General features: G+C 36.0%; 14 protein-coding genes. 8 read left to right on the top strand and 6 right to left on the bottom strand.

Translation table 11 applies throughout. The features are described from left to right. Positions 1-170: 170 nt before the first annotated feature. From gyrA to dnaA, 6 genes are all read right to left on the bottom strand, one after another. Entirely contained in the window at positions 171-2642 is a 2472-nt protein-coding gene (gene gyrA, locus COO03_RS13705) for a DNA gyrase subunit A (protein WP_097897709.1), read from the bottom strand. 88 nt (positions 2643-2730) lie between these two features. Further along, positions 2731-4653 (bottom strand): DNA topoisomerase (ATP-hydrolyzing) subunit B, encoded by a 1923-nt coding sequence (gene gyrB, locus COO03_RS13700; RefSeq protein ID WP_097897708.1) that lies wholly within the window; start codon positions 4651-4653, stop codon positions 2731-2733. 38 nt (positions 4654-4691) lie between these two features. Further along, on the bottom strand, positions 4692-5819 hold the full coding sequence (gene recF, locus COO03_RS13695; protein ID WP_097897707.1) for a DNA replication/repair protein RecF: 1128 nt from the start codon (positions 5817-5819) through the stop codon (positions 4692-4694). Positions 5820-5831: 12 nt separating this feature from the next. After that, on the bottom strand, positions 5832-6044 hold the full coding sequence (yaaA, locus tag COO03_RS13690) for a S4 domain-containing protein YaaA (RefSeq protein WP_003194149.1): 213 nt from the start codon (positions 6042-6044) through the stop codon (positions 5832-5834). A gap of 124 nt (positions 6045-6168) precedes the next feature. Next, a complete protein-coding gene (dnaN, locus tag COO03_RS13685; RefSeq protein ID WP_097897706.1) occupies positions 6169-7314 on the bottom strand; it encodes a DNA polymerase III subunit beta in 1146 nt (381 codons plus the stop codon). A 178-nt stretch (positions 7315-7492) separates the two neighbouring features. After that, positions 7493-8833, bottom strand: a complete 1341-nt coding sequence (dnaA, locus tag COO03_RS13680; protein ID WP_097897705.1) for a chromosomal replication initiator protein DnaA — start codon at positions 8831-8833, stop codon at positions 7493-7495. A 564-nt stretch (positions 8834-9397) separates the two neighbouring features. Between dnaA and rpmH the strand changes: the two genes are divergently transcribed. The 8 genes from rpmH to noc all read left to right on the top strand — a co-directional run bounded on the left by rpmH (position 9398) and on the right by noc (position 16735). Next, positions 9398-9532 carry a 50S ribosomal protein L34 gene (gene rpmH, locus COO03_RS13675; protein WP_000831901.1) on the top strand — a complete coding sequence of 45 codons (135 nt, stop codon included), beginning with the start codon at positions 9398-9400 and terminating at the stop codon, positions 9530-9532. Positions 9533-9608: 76 nt separating this feature from the next. Continuing rightward, a complete protein-coding gene (rnpA, locus tag COO03_RS13670) occupies positions 9609-9956 on the top strand; it encodes a ribonuclease P protein component (RefSeq protein WP_097897704.1) in 348 nt (115 codons plus the stop codon). 58 nt (positions 9957-10014) lie between these two features. After that, positions 10015-10782: a YidC family membrane integrase SpoIIIJ gene (gene spoIIIJ, locus COO03_RS13665; RefSeq protein WP_097897703.1), complete on the top strand. Its 768-nt coding sequence runs from the start codon at positions 10015-10017 to the stop codon at positions 10780-10782. Beyond that, the gene (gene jag / locus COO03_RS13660) at positions 10779-11396 is read left to right on the top strand and encodes an RNA-binding cell elongation regulator Jag/EloR (RefSeq protein ID WP_097897702.1); all 618 of its coding nucleotides are present in this window, start codon (positions 10779-10781) and stop codon (positions 11394-11396) included. Before spoIIIJ ends, jag begins: the two co-directional genes overlap by 4 nt. Positions 11397-11702: 306 nt before the next feature. After that, positions 11703-13079 carry a tRNA uridine-5-carboxymethylaminomethyl(34) synthesis GTPase MnmE gene (gene mnmE, locus COO03_RS13655; RefSeq protein WP_097897701.1) on the top strand — a complete coding sequence of 459 codons (1377 nt, stop codon included), beginning with the start codon at positions 11703-11705 and terminating at the stop codon, positions 13077-13079. 46 nt (positions 13080-13125) lie between these two features. After that, complete coding sequence (gene mnmG / locus COO03_RS13650) at positions 13126-15015, top strand: tRNA uridine-5-carboxymethylaminomethyl(34) synthesis enzyme MnmG (RefSeq protein WP_097897700.1); 1890 nt, start codon at positions 13126-13128, stop codon at positions 15013-15015. A gap of 22 nt (positions 15016-15037) precedes the next feature. Continuing rightward, on the top strand, positions 15038-15757 hold the full coding sequence (gene rsmG, locus COO03_RS13645) for a 16S rRNA (guanine(527)-N(7))-methyltransferase RsmG (protein ID WP_097897699.1): 720 nt from the start codon (positions 15038-15040) through the stop codon (positions 15755-15757). A gap of 105 nt (positions 15758-15862) precedes the next feature. Beyond that, positions 15863-16735 carry a nucleoid occlusion protein gene (noc, locus tag COO03_RS13640; protein WP_097897698.1) on the top strand — a complete coding sequence of 291 codons (873 nt, stop codon included), beginning with the start codon at positions 15863-15865 and terminating at the stop codon, positions 16733-16735. Positions 16736-16822: the final 87 nt, after the last annotated feature.

Genomic DNA, 16822 nt, shown 5'->3' with positions numbered 1-16822 from the left:
CATCGCGTTTCAGCGACTTTTATAATATATCATAGTATATTATTTTCGTCAACAAGTTTTTTCGATAACTTGTATCTCTCATTTGCTGACTCTGCCTATTATATAGGCTTTCTTATTGCTATGCAAGTATTATTATAAAAAAATAAAGAGGGGGGAGAATCCCCCCCTCTTTATTCTTCAGAAGAAACCTCTTCACTAATTTCTTCATCTTCATCTTTTTGTGCTTTTGCTACTGTCGCTACCTCTTGCTCATCCTCTAATCGAATTAGACGAACACCTTGTGTATTACGCCCCATTTGAGAGATTTGATCAACTGGCATACGAATAATAACACCCGCTGCTGTAATTAACATAATGTCTTCTTCACCTGTTACAGATTTAACTGCTACTAATTTACCGTTCTTATCTGTAATATTACAAGTCTTCAGACCTTTACCGCCACGACTCTGTAGTCGATACTCTTCAACCGGCGTACGCTTACCATACCCGTTTTTCGTTACGATTAAGACATTCGTATCTTCTTCAACAATTTCCATACCTACTACTTGGTCCTCTTCGCCTAGTGTAATAGCTTTTACACCAGCTGCATTACGGCCCATAGAACGTACATCTTGTTCATTGAAGCGAATTAACATACCATTACTTGTCCCTACGATAATATCTTTATCACCAGATGTTAAACGTACAGAAATTACTTCATCTTCTTCACGAAGCGAAATTGCAATTAAACCGTTCGTACGTATATTAGCAAATGATGAAAGAGGTGTTCTCTTAGAAATACCTTGTTTTGTTGTAAAGAACAGGAATTGCTCATCACCAAATTCACGGATTGGGATAATAGCGTTGACCCACTCACCTTTATCTACTCCTAGCAAGTTAATAATCGGTATACCTTTTGCTGTACGGCTATATTCTGGAATTTCGTAGCCTTTCGTACGGTATACTTTCCCTTTGTTTGTGAAGAATAGAATATGATCATGTGTAGACGTCGTCAATAAGTGCTCAACAAAGTCATCATCATTCGTACCCATTCCTTGCACACCACGTCCCCCACGGTTCTGTGTTTTGTACGTAGAAGCTGGTAATCTCTTGATGTAACCATTGTGAGTAAGTGTGATAGCAATATTTTGCTCTGGGATCAAATCTTCATCCTCGATAGATTCCAAACCGCCAATCGTAATTTCTGTTCGTCTCTTATCATTAAATCGTTCTTTTACTTCTGTTAATTCTTCACGAATAATTTCAAGAACCTTTTCTTCGTCTGCTAGAATCGCTTTTAATTCAGCAATTAATTTCATTAAATCTTGATATTCTTGCTCAATTTTTTCACGCTCTAATCCTGTTAAGCGTTGCAAACGCATATCTAAAATTGCTTGCGCTTGTTTTTCACTTAAACCGAAACGTTCCATCAATCCTTGCTTAGCAATATCAGCAGTTTTCGAACTACGTATTAAAGTAATTACCTCATCAAGATGATCTAGAGCGATTCGTAATCCCTCTAAAATATGTGCACGCGCTTCTGCTTTTTCCAATTCATAAGCAGTACGTCTGCGAATTACTACTTTTTGATGCTCTAAATAATGGTATAAAGTTTGTTTTAAGTTTAATACTTGTGGTTCCCCATTCACGAGCGATAACATATTAATACCAAAACTTGTTTGCAATGCTGTATGTTTATATAAGTTATTTAATAGTACATTAGCATTCGCATCACGACGTACTTCCATAACAACACGCATACCATTTCGATCTGATTCATCACGTAAATCTGTAATGCCTTCGATTTTTTTATCACGAACCAACTCTGCAATTTTTTCAATTAATCGAGCTTTATTAACTTGATAAGGTAGCTCTGTTACAATAATTGATTGTTTTCCATTCGCTTTTTCTTCAATCTCCACTTTTGCACGTAGTGTGATTGAACCACGACCTGTTTCATAGGCTCTTCGAATTCCACTTCTCCCTAAAATAAGACCTGCTGTAGGGAAATCAGGACCTGGAATACACTCCATTAACTCAGCAATCGTAATGTCAGGATTATGGCTTAATGCTAGTACACCATCAATTACTTCTCCAAGCTGATGTGGTGGAATGTTTGTTGCCATACCAACAGCAATACCTGTTGTACCATTCACTAACAAGTTAGGAAAACGGGCAGGTAATACAATTGGTTCTCTCTCAGAACCATCATAGTTATCTTGGTAATCTATTGTGTTTTTCGTAATATCACGCAATAGTTCCATAGAAATCTTAGACATTCTTGCTTCTGTATAACGCATTGCCGCTGCTGAATCACCGTCAATAGAACCAAAGTTACCGTGGCCATCAACAAGCATATAACGTTGACTAAAATCTTGCGCCATACGTACCATTGTCTCATAAACAGCTGCATCACCGTGTGGGTGATACTTACCAATTACTTCACCGACAATACGCGCCGATTTTTTATATGCTTTATCAGCAGTAATTCCTAAATCATTCATTGCATATAAAACCCTGCGATGCACAGGTTTTAATCCATCACGAACATCTGGTAGTGCACGAGATACGATAACACTCATTGCGTAATCTAAAAATGAGGTACGCATTTCATGACTAATATTAACCTCTCGAATTCGTGCTTGTTGTTGATTGTCTGACATCAACGAGCACCTCCTCTTACATTTCCGTTACATATATGTTGATTTATATGGAGAAGACAGGAATGCTCTGATTCCTGTCATTACTTACTTAAATATCAAGGTTTTTCACGTATTTTGCATTTTCTTGGATAAAGTTACGACGTGGCTCTACTTTATCACCCATTAAGATTTCAAACGTTTCATCTGCTTCAATTGCATCTTGCAAGGAAACTTGAAGTAACGAACGTACTTCTGGGTCCATTGTTGTTTCCCATAATTGAGTCGGATTCATTTCTCCAAGACCTTTGTAACGCTGAATACCTGGTTTTGGCTGAGCCGGTAACTCCGCTAATATCTTTTCAAGTTCTTTATCGTTGTAAGCATATTGAATCTTTTTCCCTTGTTGTACTTTAAACAATGGTGGCTGTGCAATATATATATAACCATGTTCAATAATTTGACGCATATAACGATAGAAGAACGTTAATAATAGGGTACGGATGTGCGCACCATCAACATCGGCATCGGTCATAATAATAACTTTATGATAACGTGCCTTTTCAATATCAAAATCCCCACCGATGTTTGTACCAATTGCCGTAATAATTGTACGCACTTCATCATTAGATAAAATTTTATCTAATCGTGCCTTTTCAACGTTAATGATTTTACCTTTTAGTGGCAAGATTGCTTGGAAGTGACGATCACGCCCTTGTTTTGCCGATCCCCCCGCAGAGTCACCCTCTACGATATAGATTTCACTAATTGCTGGATCTTTAGAAGAACAATCCGCTAACTTACCTGGTAAACTTGAAACTTCTAATGCACTTTTTCGACGCGTTAATTCACGAGCCTTTTTAGCCGCTACACGTGCGCGCGCTGCCATCGTCCCTTTATCTATAATTTTACGTGCAACATTTGGGTTTTCTAGTAAGAACTTTTCAAAGGCTTCTGAGAATACAGATTCTGTAATCGTTCTCGCTTCACTATTTCCAAGTTTCGTCTTCGTTTGCCCTTCAAATTGTGGATTTGGATGTTTAATTGATACGATTGCTGTTAAGCCTTCACGAACATCTTCACCAGTTAAATTACTATCCGCATCTTTTAAAATGTTATTTTTTCGTCCATAATCATTAATCACACGCGTTAGGGCAGTTTTAAATCCTACCTCATGTGTACCACCTTCATACGTATGAATATTATTTGTAAATGAGTAAATATGATTTGTATATCCTTCGTTATATTGAAGCGCAACTTCAACCTGAATCCCATCTTTTGAACCTTCAACATATACAGGCTCTTCATGGATTGGTTGTTTTGAACGATTTAAATGCTCCACATAAGATTTAATTCCACCTTCGTAATGGAACTCTTTCTTTTGTTTATGTTCGCGTTTATCTTCAATTATTAATTTAATATTACGATTTAAAAATGCTAACTCACGCATACGAGTTGCTAACGTATCAAATTCATATTCTGTCGTCTCTTTAAAAATCTCTGGATCTGGCTTAAAGCGAGTTATTGTCCCTGTATGATCCGTTTCACCGATGACTTTCAAATCTGCAACTGGAATACCTCGTTCATATTTTTGATAATGGATTTTTCCTTCACGGTGTACAAATACTTCTAGTTCTGTCGATAAGGCATTTACAACAGATGCCCCAACGCCATGTAAACCACCAGAAACTTTATAACCGCCGCCGCCAAATTTACCACCAGCGTGAAGTACAGTCATAATAACTTCTACCGCAGGACGTCCCATTTTTTCTTGTATACCAACTGGAATGCCGCGACCGTTATCTGTCACACGAATACTATTATCATCTTCGATACTAACGTTAATCTCGTCGCAATATCCTGCCAACGCTTCATCAATACTATTATCTACAATTTCCCATACGAGGTGATGAAGCCCCTTTCCACTTGTAGATCCAATGTACATACCTGGACGTTTTCGAACTGCTTCCAGTCCCTCAAGCACCTGTATTTGACTTTCATCATATGAATTTTCTTGCATTTGCTTTTGTTCCATTGACACAAAGATCACCTACTTTTCCATTTAAACAGAAGCTAAGCTCTGTCTATTTCACAATCTACCGTGCCGTTCGTTACATGAATTGTTTTCGCTTCTTTTAATGTTTCGTGTTCAATTCCGTCGACACTCGTCGTTGTCACAAATGTTTGCACTTTTCCTTGAATTGTATTTAACAGATGTGATTGACGATAATCATCTAGTTCTGATAACACATCATCTAATAAAAGGATTGGATATTCCTTAACCTCTGAATAAATCAATTCAATTTCAGCTAATTTTAGGGACAGTGCGGTTGTTCGTTGTTGTCCTTGTGAACCAAAGACTTGAACATTTTTACTATTAACGAAGAATTGTAAATCGTCACGATGAGGACCAATTAAAGTCGTACCACGGAAAATTTCACGTTGTTTCACAGACTGAAAACTTTCATAGTATACTTCTTTTATTTTCGACAAATCCATTGATTCTGATACATCTACACTTGGTTTATACACGATTTCTAACTCCTCTAATCCTCTACTAATTCCGCGGTGGATTGGAGCAGCCCATTCTTGTAGTAAATGCAAAAACTCAAAACGTTTTCGCAAAATTTTCGCACCATGTTCAATGAGTTGAAGTGTAAATACATCCAACATCGTTTCCTCATTTTTACTATTCCCTTGCATTTTTTTTAGCAAGTGATTTCGTTGCGTGAGCACCTTTTGGTATTGGCTTAATTCATACAAATAGACAGGAGCTATTTGTCCGAGCTCCATATCCAAAAAGCGTCTTCGTATTTGAGGGCTTCCTTTTACAAGATTTAAATCTTCTGGGGCAAACATAACAACATTCATTTCGCCAATATATTGGCTCAACTTTTGTTGTTCAAGTTGATTTAGCTTTGCCTTTTTGCCTTTTTTAGAAATATTTAATTCTAAAGACAAAGAACTATTTCGTTTTTGTAATCTACCTTTTATTTTACCATAATCCTCATCCCACCGGATAAGTTCACGATCATTCGAAGTTCTATGAGATTTCGCCATCGCTAATACATAAATAGCTTCCATCAAATTCGTTTTCCCTTGTGCATTTTCACCAATAATTACATTGACTTTATCCTCAAAGGAAAGTTCTAGATTTTCATAATTGCGATAGTTTTTTAATTGTATTTCTGTAATAAACAAAGGGCTCCCCCTTTATGCCTGAACTTGAAATGTTCCGTTTCCCGGAATTTCAACGATATCATTTGCATATAACTTTCGGCCTCTTCTATTTTCAAGCTCTTGATTCACGTATACTTCGTATTCTTGTAAGAACCATTTCACAGCGCCGCCTGTATCAATCACATCAGCTAACTTTAAAAATTGTCCTAGTGTAATGTACTCTGTTGAAATCTTAATACGTTTCATAAAATCGCTCACTTTCTGAAAGTGTTCATTCTTTCATTGTACTAAATAAACTTACATTAGGAAAGCAATACCCAAAATCAAACAAGGGTCACTAGCATATTTAAACTAGCAACCCTCACTCTTCTTAGTAAGTACGAACTGGTAAAATTAATTGGATAATAGAATTATCATTTACTGTACGAATTAAGAATGGTCTCATTGCACCAGTAAAGCTAATTTTAATTTCCGTACTATCTAAGGCTTTTAATGCATCCATCATATATTTTGCACTAAAGGATATTTTTAATTCTTCCCCTTCTACCTTCTCACATTGAATTTCTTCTACTACTTTCCCGATTTCTGGTGAATTCGAAGAAATTTCCAGCATTTGTTGTTCTAACGTTGATAGCTTTACAACGTTATTACGACCATCTCTTGCTAGTAATGAAGCACGATCAATAGCCTGTAAAAATTCCTTTGTATTTACAAAAATATCTGTTTTGCTTTCTGCTGGAATTAAACGAGTTGTATCCGGGTAATTACCTTCTAATAATCTAGAGAAGAATAATAAATGTTTTGTTCGGAATAATACTTGATACTCCGTAATAACGATATCTACCATCTCTTCAGATTCATCTAGAATTTTGCTTAATTCATTTAAACTTTTACCAGGGATAACAACATTCGCTTGGAATTCATCAGAAACACTATGTCCTTCAATTTTCGCTTTGCGAAGTGCTAACCTGTGACTATCTGTTGCAATACAAGTTAGTTCGCTGTTATATACTTTCCAGTTTACACCTGTTAAGACCGGACGAGTTTCAGAACTTGAAACCGCAAACACGGTTTGACGAATCATGTGTTTTAGTAAATCTGTAGGGAGTTTAAATACATGATGTTCTTCAATTTGCGGTAATAATGGGTATTCTGCAGCATCTAAGCCATTTAAATTAAACTCGGATTTTCCAGATTTTATTTTTGTCATAAAATGATTTTCTACAGAAATTTCGACCGTGTCTCTCGGTAATTTTTTTACAATTTCGCTAAAATATTTTGCTTGTAAAACAATACTTCCTGATTGTGCAATTTCTACGATCTCTTTTCCATCTTCTTCAACAGGAATAAAGGATTCAATTGAAATATCCGCATCACTACCTGTTAATGTAACCCCTTCTTCAGTAGCTACAATTTTAATTCCTGTAAGAATGGGAATTGTTGTACGAGAGGAAACAGCCTTCATTACATCTTGTACACTTCTTACAAGGTAGTCTCTTTGAATTGTAAAACGCATAACGAAAACCTCCGGTAAGTATAATATTTTATTTATTTAATAAAGATAAAAAAATAGTAGTAATAGTAGTAGGGCTTGTGGATATGTGGATAACTTAGTTTAGAGATGTAAAAACAGTCTATCTACATGTGGATAGACTGTGCGTAAAACAAGGAAAGTTATTCACACTATTCAACTACTACTTTAAGATATCATTAATTTCTTCGACTTGTTTTTGCAGTTGCGTATCCGTTTTTAATAACTTCGAAATTTTTTCGTGAGCATGGATAACTGTTGTGTGATCACGGCCGCCAAATTCTTCACCTATTTTTGGTAAAGATGAGTCTGTAAGTTCGCGTGATAGATACATTGCGATTTGTCGAGGAAATGCAACAGATTTTGTACGTTTCTTCGCTTTGAAATCCTCTAATTTAACCTGATAAACATCTCCAACAGCCTTTTGAATATCATAAATAGAAATAATTTTTGGTTTAGAATTTGGAATAATATCTTTAAGTGCTTCAGCTGCTAGATCTGCATTAATATCTTTATTAATTAGGGATGAATAGGCAACAACTCGAATAAGTGCCCCCTCTAGTTCACGAATATTTGAGTCAATTTGGTTTGCAATATAGAGCATAACCTCATTTGGAATATCAAGGCCTTCTGCTTTTGCCTTTTTCCGCAAGATTGCAATCCTCGTTTCTAAGTCTGGTGGCGTAATATCTGTAATAAGTCCCCACTCAAATCGTGAACGAAGACGATCTTCTAAAGTTGGAATTTCCTTAGGTGGTCGATCGCTTGAAATTACAATTTGTTTACTTTCTTCATGTAACGCATTAAATGTATGGAAGAACTCTTCTTGCGTTTGTTCTTTTCCAGCGAGAAACTGAATATCATCTATCAATAAGACATCTACATTACGGTATTTATTACGAAAATCGACAGCTTTATTGTCACGAATTGAATTAATAAATTCATTTGTAAATTTTTCTGATGATAAATAAACGACTTTTGCATTTGGATTATGCTCAATTACATAATGACCAATTGCATGCATTAAATGCGTTTTTCCAAGTCCAACGCCCCCATAAATAAATAATGGGTTATATGCTTTTGCGGGTGCTTCAGCTACAGCTAAAGAGGCTGCATGTGCAAAGCGGTTACCAGAGCCAATAACAAATGTATCAAAAGTATATTTCGGGTTTAACATGCTCTGTGGTAAGTGATTAGACTCGTCATTTGTTCTTTTCTTTTTAGCAGGAGGATAGTCAATCTCCTCTTCAGTTTGACTTTGGGGAATAATAAAGCGAATATCTAGCTTTGCTCCTGTTAAATCATAAAGTGTTTCTGAAATTAGCTCTGAATAATGAGATTCTAACCAGTCACGAGCAAATTCATTTGGAGCCGTAATGGTTAATATATCTTTTTTTAAAGCATGTGCTTTTGTCGATTTTAACCAGGTTTCATAACTCGGTTTACTTACCTTTTTTTCTAGCTCTTTCAAAGCGCTATTCCATAAATCAGAGATATTTTCCAAGGGTGTCCCTCCTTTACAAAGATGGTAAAAGAATAAGGTTGTGCAACAATTGTACAACCTTAAAAAGTAATAATGTATATTTATACGGAACGTATTTTAAAACCTAAAAACGCCGTCTGTATACGAGATAGAGTTTTCGACAAAAAAACCAGATGTGGACAACTATTTACCCACATGTGATTATAACTGTCCACATGTTATACACAATTTGTGGATAAATTATAAGTGTGGAAAACTTGTTCAAGGTGAAAACACAACTATAATATCAAAAAAAGGTAGCGATAGCAATGAATTTCAAAAAGTTATCCACAAAATCAATACCTTGTGGAATAAACTTGTCCACAATACGATATACTGTGTAAAAGTGAAAAAATAATTTGTGGATATGAAAAAATGGAAAATATACTTATCCACAAGGGAATGAAGCAGTTGTGAAAAAAATTGTGAATAGGTTTAAAATGAATATTTGATGAAAATTTCGAGAACCATTGACATTTTACTAGTTGATTAACTATAATTTATAAGACTGTCTTTAACAGATATTCCTCAGGGAGGTGTCATATAATGAAAAGAACTTACCAACCAAATAAACGTAAGCGCAGCAAAGTACATGGTTTCCGCAGCCGTATGAGCACAGCGAACGGACGTAAAGTGCTAGCAGCTCGTCGTCGTAAAGGAAGAAAAGTATTATCTGCGTAGACCACTGATCGTTCAGTGGTCTTTTTTTCTAGTAATAATGAATTTCCGCTGATGAAATACAGGAGTGTCAATTGATATGAAGAAAAAGAATCGTATAAAAAAGAATGATGAATTCCAGGCTGTTTTTCAAAATGGAAAATCGAATGCAAATCGTCAGTTTGTTGTATATCAGCTTGAAAAGGCTGAGCAACCATACTTTCGAATCGGTCTTTCTGTTAGTAAGAAAATAGGAAATGCAGTTGTACGCAATCGAATTAAGCGTATGATTCGCCAATCGATTACCGAATTAAAAGATGAGATAGATTCTGGAAAAGATTTTGTTATAATAGCAAGGAAGCCTTGTGCAGATATGACATATGAACAATTAAAGGGAAGCTTAATTCATGCCTTTAAGCGCTCTGGTATCAAAATCACAAACAAGTAGCGTAGGAAAAGGAAAATGAATTACACTATATACATACCGAAACAAGGAGGAGCAGGCTGTGAAAAAGAAGATAGGCTTACTAGCCATGGTTATTGCATTAATGGCGATTACTGCGGGCTGTAGTGAAACAAATCTGCCAATTACATCGAAAAGCACAGGGATTTGGAATGAATATTTCGTATACCCGCTTTCTCAGTTAATCACGTATTTTGCAAAATTATTGGGTAATAATTTTGGCTTAGCGATTGTTGTTACGACTCTTATTATTCGTTTTGCGCTATTACCATTAATGATTAAACAAACGAAGAGTACGAAAGCAATGCAAGCGTTGCAACCAGAAATGGCGAGACTAAAAGAGAAATATAGCTCTAAGGATCAAGCGACGCAGCAAAAGTTACAAAAAGAAATGATGCAATTGTATCAAAAGAATGGCGTAAACCCATTAGCAGGTTGTTTACCAATCTTTATTCAAATGCCAATTTTATTCGCATTTTATCATGCGATTATGAGAACGGCGGAAATTAAACAACATAGTTTCTTATGGTTTGATTTAGGACATCCAGATCCGTACTATATCCTTCCAATTGTTGCAGCAATTACAACATTCCTTCAGCAAAAACTTTCAATGGCAGGTACAGCTGGACAAAATCCACAAATGGCAATGATGCTTTGGCTTATGCCGATTATGATTTTAGTCTTTGCAATTAATTTCCCAGCAGCATTATCTCTATACTGGGTAGTTGGTAATATTTTTGGTGTCGCTCAAATGTATTTGATCAAAGGGCCAGAAATTAAGGCTAGTAAGGCTGGAGGATCAAGCAAGTGAGTATAATTACTGCTAAAGGACAAACAGTCGAGCTGGCAGTACAAGATGCTTTAAGGCAATTAAAAGTTTCAAAAGATCAAGTTGATATAAAAATTATCGATGAAGGCAAGAGAGGGTTCTTAGGTTTAATTGGGAATCGTCCAGCCGTGGTGGAAGTTGTAGTAAAAAAAGATCCAATCCAAGAAGCTGAACAATATTTACAAAGTGTTGTTCAAAGTATGGGTGTGGATGTGGTGATTACAAAAACTGTAAAAGGTCGAGAGGTAGAATTTACAATTTCCGGTGAAAATGTAGGTGTTTTAATTGGGAAAAGAGGTCATACGTTAAATTCTTTACAATATTTAACAAAACTTGTTGCGAATCGTAGTACAAAACAGTATATTGGCATAACAGTGGATGCTGAAAACTATCGTAGTAAAAGAAAAGATACATTAGAATCACTTTCTTATCGATTAGCAAAACAAGTAATGAGTACAAAGAAAAGTGTTGTATTAGAGCCGATGCCTTCTTTTGAACGAAAAATTATTCACCAAACATTATCTAATCATCCAAATGTAATTACAACTTCTGAAGGAAAAGAACCACATCGACATGTTGTAATAACTTCCAAATAACCGGTTACTCGCTTGAGTACCGGTTTTTTTCTGTGAATGTATCTTGTAGAATCCTGATCAGGACAAATAATTAATGGGAATAGAGGAAGTTTTTACTGGTTCAAGGTTTTCTTTATAAAAATAATTGTGGATAACTGAAACCACTAAACTTATCCACTGTGAATAAGTTTAGTGGTTTTTATATGAGGACATAATAAAATGAGTTATTATTCTTTTGTAGACAGGTTCATTATGGTATCCTAATAGTTTAGTGAAGGAAAAAATCATGTTGAAATAGAGAGAAATAAACAAGTGAGGTGAAAGGACATGGAATTTGATACAATTGCTGCAATTTCCACAGCACTTGGGGAAGGCGCAATTGCCATTGTTCGAGTAAGTGGAGAGGATGCGATTGAAAAAGTCAATCGCATTTTTAAAGGGAAAGATTTAACGGCAGTATCTTCTCATACGATCCACTATGGGCATATTGTTGATTTAGATACGGATCAAGTTATTGAAGAAGTTATGGTGTCGATTATGAGAGCACCGAAAACATTTACGCGTGAAAATATAGTAGAAATTAATTGTCATGGTGGCCTTGTTTCAGTAAATAAAGTATTACAACTTATTTTGACACAGGGAGTACGCTTAGCGGAGCCAGGTGAATTTACAAAACGTGCATTTTTAAATGGGCGTATTGATTTATCTCAAGCTGAGGCTGTAATGGACTTAATCCGTGCAAAAACTGATCGGGCGATGAACGTAGCAATTAATCAAATGGAAGGACGGTTATCCAAATTAATTGGTCGTCTTCGTCAAGAAATTTTAGAGACATTAGCTCATGTAGAAGTAAATATAGATTATCCGGAATACGATGATGTAGAAGAAATGACACATAATATTTTAATTGAAAAGGCTACGCATGTTCGTGGTGAAATTCAAAACATATTGGAAACATCTAAGCAAGGGAAAATTTTGCGAGAAGGGATTGCAACTGCAATCATCGGAAGGCCTAATGTTGGGAAGTCTTCATTATTAAACAGCCTTGTTCAAGAGAACAAAGCAATTGTAACCGATATAGCAGGAACAACCCGTGATGTCATTGAAGAGTATGTCAATGTACGTGGTGTACCGCTTAAACTCATTGATACAGCAGGAATTCGTGAAACGGAAGATATTGTTGAGCGAATTGGTGTAGAGCGTTCGAAAGAAATGATGGGGCAGGCTGATTTAGTCTTAGTCGTAGTAAATTATAGTGAGGCATTGACAAATGAGGATGAAGAACTATTCCATGCTGTACAAGGAAAAGACTTTATTGTCATTGTAAATAAAACCGATTTACCAAAGAAAATTGATATGGAACGTGTCATGCAATTAGCGGGTAAAAATCGTATCATTACAACATCCCTAATTGAAGAGCGAGGCGTAGATGAGTTAGAAAAAGCGATAGCTGATCTATTCTTTGAAGGAACAATCGAATCTGCCGATATGACATATGTTTCTAATGCAAGACATATCGGTTTATTAACACAAGCAGAAAAAACAATTGGAGATGCAATTGAAGCAATAGGGAACGGTGTTCCAATTGATATGGTTCAAATTGATTTAACAAGAACATGGGAAATACTTGGTGAAATTACTGGTGATACGGTTCATGAAAGTTTAATCGACCAATTGTTCTCTCAATTTTGTTTAGGAAAATAACATAGAAATGTTTTAGAAAGATAGCTAACCTTAGGAGGAATAAATAATGGGATACAATGCCGGTTCTTACGACGTCATAGTAATCGGTGCAGGTCATGCAGGATGTGAAGCTGGTCTTGCAGCAGCACGAATGGGCTCAAAAACATTAATGTTAACAATTAATTTGGATATGGTAGCGTTTATGCCATGTAACCCTTCTGTTGGTGGACCAGCAAAAGGGATTGTGGTTCGTGAAATTGATGCATTAGGCGGCGAAATGGGACGTAATATTGATAAAACGCACATCCAAATGCGCATGTTGAATACAGGAAAAGGCCCAGCTGTACGTGCTCTTCGTGCACAAGCAGATAAATTTTCATATCAACATGAATTAAAGAAAACAATTGAAGAAACACCAAACTTAACATTACGCCAAGGAATGGTTGAACGTTTAATTGTTGAGGATGATGTATGCAAAGGAGTAATTACACAATCAGGTGCTGAATATACGGCAAAAACAGTTGTAATTACAACAGGTACATTTTTACGTGGTGAGATTATTATGGGAGATTTAAAATACTCAAGTGGTCCAAATAATCAGCAACCATCTATCACATTGTCTGAGCACTTAGAGGAACTTGGTTTTGATCTTGTTAGATTTAAAACAGGCACACCTCCTCGTGTGAATAGTAATACTATTGATTATAGTAAAACAGAAATCCAACCAGGTGACGAAAAACCACGTGCCTTTTCTTTTGAAACAACAAAATTCATCATGGATCAAATTCCATGCTGGTTAACATATACGAGTGAAGAAACACATCGTTTAATTGACAAAAACTTACATCGCTCTGCAATGTATTCTGGAATGATTAAAGGAACGGGGCCTCGTTATTGTCCATCAATTGAGGATAAAGTAGTGCGTTTCAATGATAAACCACGTCATCAAATTTTCTTAGAGCCAGAAGGTCGTAATACACAGGAAGTATATGTGCAAGGTTTATCAACAAGTTTACCAGAAGATGTACAACGTGAAATGCTGAAAACAATTCCTGGTCTAGAGAACGTTGAGATGATGCGTACAGGTTATGCAATTGAATATGATGCGATTGTACCAACACAGCTTTGGCCGACTCTTGAAACGAAAAAAATTAAAAATTTATATACAGCAGGACAAATTAATGGTACCTCTGGCTATGAAGAAGCAGCAGGACAAGGAATTATGGCCGGAATTAATGCAGCTTGTCGTTCTTTAGGGAAAAAAGAGGTTATTTTAGGGCGTTCTGATGCATATATTGGCGTTTTAATCGATGATCTTGTGACAAAAGGGACAAATGAACCTTATCGTTTACTAACTTCTCGTGCAGAATATCGTTTATTATTGCGTCATGATAATGCAGATATTCGTTTAACGGAAATTGGTCATGAAATTGGCTTAATTCCGGAAGAGCGTTATGAGCGTTTTTCTGAGAAAAAGACACAGATCGAACAAGAAAAAGCACGTTTAGAAGGCATTATTATTAAACCACGTCCTGAAGTACAAGAATTGATTCGCACTGTTGGTGGAAGTGAATTAAAGGATGGCATACGTGCAAGTGATTTACTACGTCGTCCGGAAATGACGTATGAACATATCCGCCTTCTTTCGCCAAGCGAATTAGAAATAAATGATGAAATTGCAGAACAAGTTGAAATTCAAATTAAGTATGAAGGATATATTGAAAAATCTTTACAACAAGTAGAACGTATGAAGAAAATGGAAGGCAAAAAGATTCCTGTCGATATTGATTATGATGCAATTTCTGGAATTGCTTCTGAGGCAAGACAAAAATTAAAAGATGTTCGTCCTCTTTCTATGGGGCAGGCATCCCGTATTTCCGGTGTAAATCCAGCTGATATTTCCATTTTACTTGTGTACATCGAACAAGGAAAAATCGCGCGAGTATCGAACCAATAATATAGTAAGGAGATATTGCCAGATGAACATAGAACAATTTCAATCTATGCTAGGAGAAAGAGGGATTTCCCTTTCTCCTAGGCAATTAGAGCAATTCGAAATCTACTTTGAAACATTAGTAGAATGGAACGAGAAAATGAATTTAACAGCTATTACGGAGAAAGAAGAAGTGTATTTAAAGCACTTTTTCGACTCAGTCACTGCTGCTTTTTATTATGATTTTTCCAAACCATTTTCCGTTTGTGATGTAGGTGCAGGCGCAGGGTTTCCAAGTATTCCTTTAAAAATCTGTTTCCCGCACTTGAAAGTAACAATTGTTGATTCATTGCAAAAACGTATTAACTTTTTAAATCATTTAGCCCAAAAATTAGAGTTAAGTGATGTTGCTTTTTGTCATGATCGTGCTGAAACATTTGGGAAAAAAGAAGGCGTACGTGAATCGTATGATGTTGTAATGGCGCGTGCAGTGGCTCGCCTCTCTGTACTGAGTGAATTGTGTTTACCACTTGTAAAGGTAGGAGGAACATTTATCGCTATGAAAGGCGCAGCTGCCAATGAAGAGATTGAAAATGGTAAGTATGCTTTAGAGGTACTTGGCGGGGAATTAAAAGAGATGTCTACGTTCCAATTACCGTTTGAAGAAAGTGAACGTAACATTTTATTAATTGAGAAAAAGCGTAAAACACCGAAGAAATATCCGCGTAAGCCAGGGACGCCCAATAAATTACCTATTGAAAAATAAATCTTATTAGACGTAAGATTAAATTATATAAATGGAAGCGTAAATGTTTCATAGGAAACATTTTTATGTAGAACATTCAATAGGCCCAAAGGTGGTGGAATATGTATGAAAAATACGTTTTCTCGTTTGTTTGGCTTTGGATATAAAGAGAGCGAATTCGAATTACAAGACGAAAGCCATGAAGAAATAGATAAAAAGATATATGAAGAAATACAAGAAATTCCGATAGCAAATATCATTCCCAATCGTTATCAACCGCGGACGGTTTTTGATGACGCGCGCATCGATGAACTAGCTTTAACGATTCGTACACATGGGCTTATCCAACCGATTGTTGTGAGGCAGTATGGAGAAGACAATTATGAAATTATTGCCGGGGAAAGACGTTTTCGTGCAGCAACGAAATTGGGGTGGGAAAAGGTTCCCGCAATTATAAAAAACTTAAATGATACGGAAACAGCTTCTGTTGCCTTGATTGAAAATTTACAGCGTGAAGAGCTAACGGCAATTGAGGAAGCTGTCGCATATCAAAAGCTAATTGAGTTACATAATTTAACGCAAGAGGCGCTAGCACAAAGGCTTGGCAAAGGGCAATCAACAATCGCAAATAAGTTGCGATTATTAAAGTTGCCTGAAGAAATTAAAAGGGCTTTACTAGAAAAGAGCATTACTGAACGCCATGCTCGTGCACTTATTCCTTTAAAAAATGAAGAGTTACAATTAAAAGTTTTACAAGAAATTGTAGAAAAACAATTGAACGTAAAACAAACCGAAGAGCGTATTGCGAAGCTTCTAGAGGAAGTAAAACCAAAGCGTAAAGCAAAACAAAAGGCAGTAAGTCGTGATATGAGAATTGCGATGAATACAATTAGGCAATCACTACAAATGGTTGCAAAAAGTGGTTTAAATGTTAACTCTGAGGAAGAAGAATTTGATGAGTACTATCAAATTACAATTAAAATTCCTAAGAAAAAGTAATAGATATATATACATCAAAAAAACGACATAAAACCTCTCTTTTTAGGTGGGAGAGAGTATCTGGCCATACATAGAAGCGGTCAGGGC

The organism is Bacillus sp. AFS098217 (assembly GCF_002551815.1).
Taxonomy (GTDB): Bacteria; Bacillota; Bacilli; order Bacillales; family Bacillaceae_G; genus Bacillus_A.
This window is presented reverse-complemented; position numbering and strand designations above follow the sequence as displayed.

Excerpts from the sequence above, each read along its gene's own strand:
- gyrB (WP_097897708.1), bottom strand. The coding sequence starts at position 4,653 with ATGGAACAAAAGCAAATGCAAGAAAATTCATATGATGAAAGTCAAATA.
- mnmG (WP_097897700.1), top strand. The coding sequence starts at position 13,126 with ATGGGATACAATGCCGGTTCTTACGACGTCATAGTAATCGGTGCAGGT.
- noc (WP_097897698.1), top strand. The coding sequence starts at position 15,863 with ATGAAAAATACGTTTTCTCGTTTGTTTGGCTTTGGATATAAAGAGAGC.
- gyrA (WP_097897709.1), bottom strand. The coding sequence starts at position 2,642 with ATGTCAGACAATCAACAACAAGCACGAATTCGAGAGGTTAATATTAGT.
- rpmH (WP_000831901.1), top strand. The coding sequence starts at position 9,398 with ATGAAAAGAACTTACCAACCAAATAAACGTAAGCGCAGCAAAGTACAT.
- yaaA (WP_003194149.1), bottom strand. The coding sequence starts at position 6,044 with ATGAAACGTATTAAGATTTCAACAGAGTACATTACACTAGGACAATTT.
- dnaN (WP_097897706.1), bottom strand. The coding sequence starts at position 7,314 with ATGCGTTTTACAATTCAAAGAGACTACCTTGTAAGAAGTGTACAAGAT.
- rnpA (WP_097897704.1), top strand. The coding sequence starts at position 9,609 with ATGAAGAAAAAGAATCGTATAAAAAAGAATGATGAATTCCAGGCTGTT.
- mnmE (WP_097897701.1), top strand. The coding sequence starts at position 11,703 with ATGGAATTTGATACAATTGCTGCAATTTCCACAGCACTTGGGGAAGGC.
- rsmG (WP_097897699.1), top strand. The coding sequence starts at position 15,038 with ATGAACATAGAACAATTTCAATCTATGCTAGGAGAAAGAGGGATTTCC.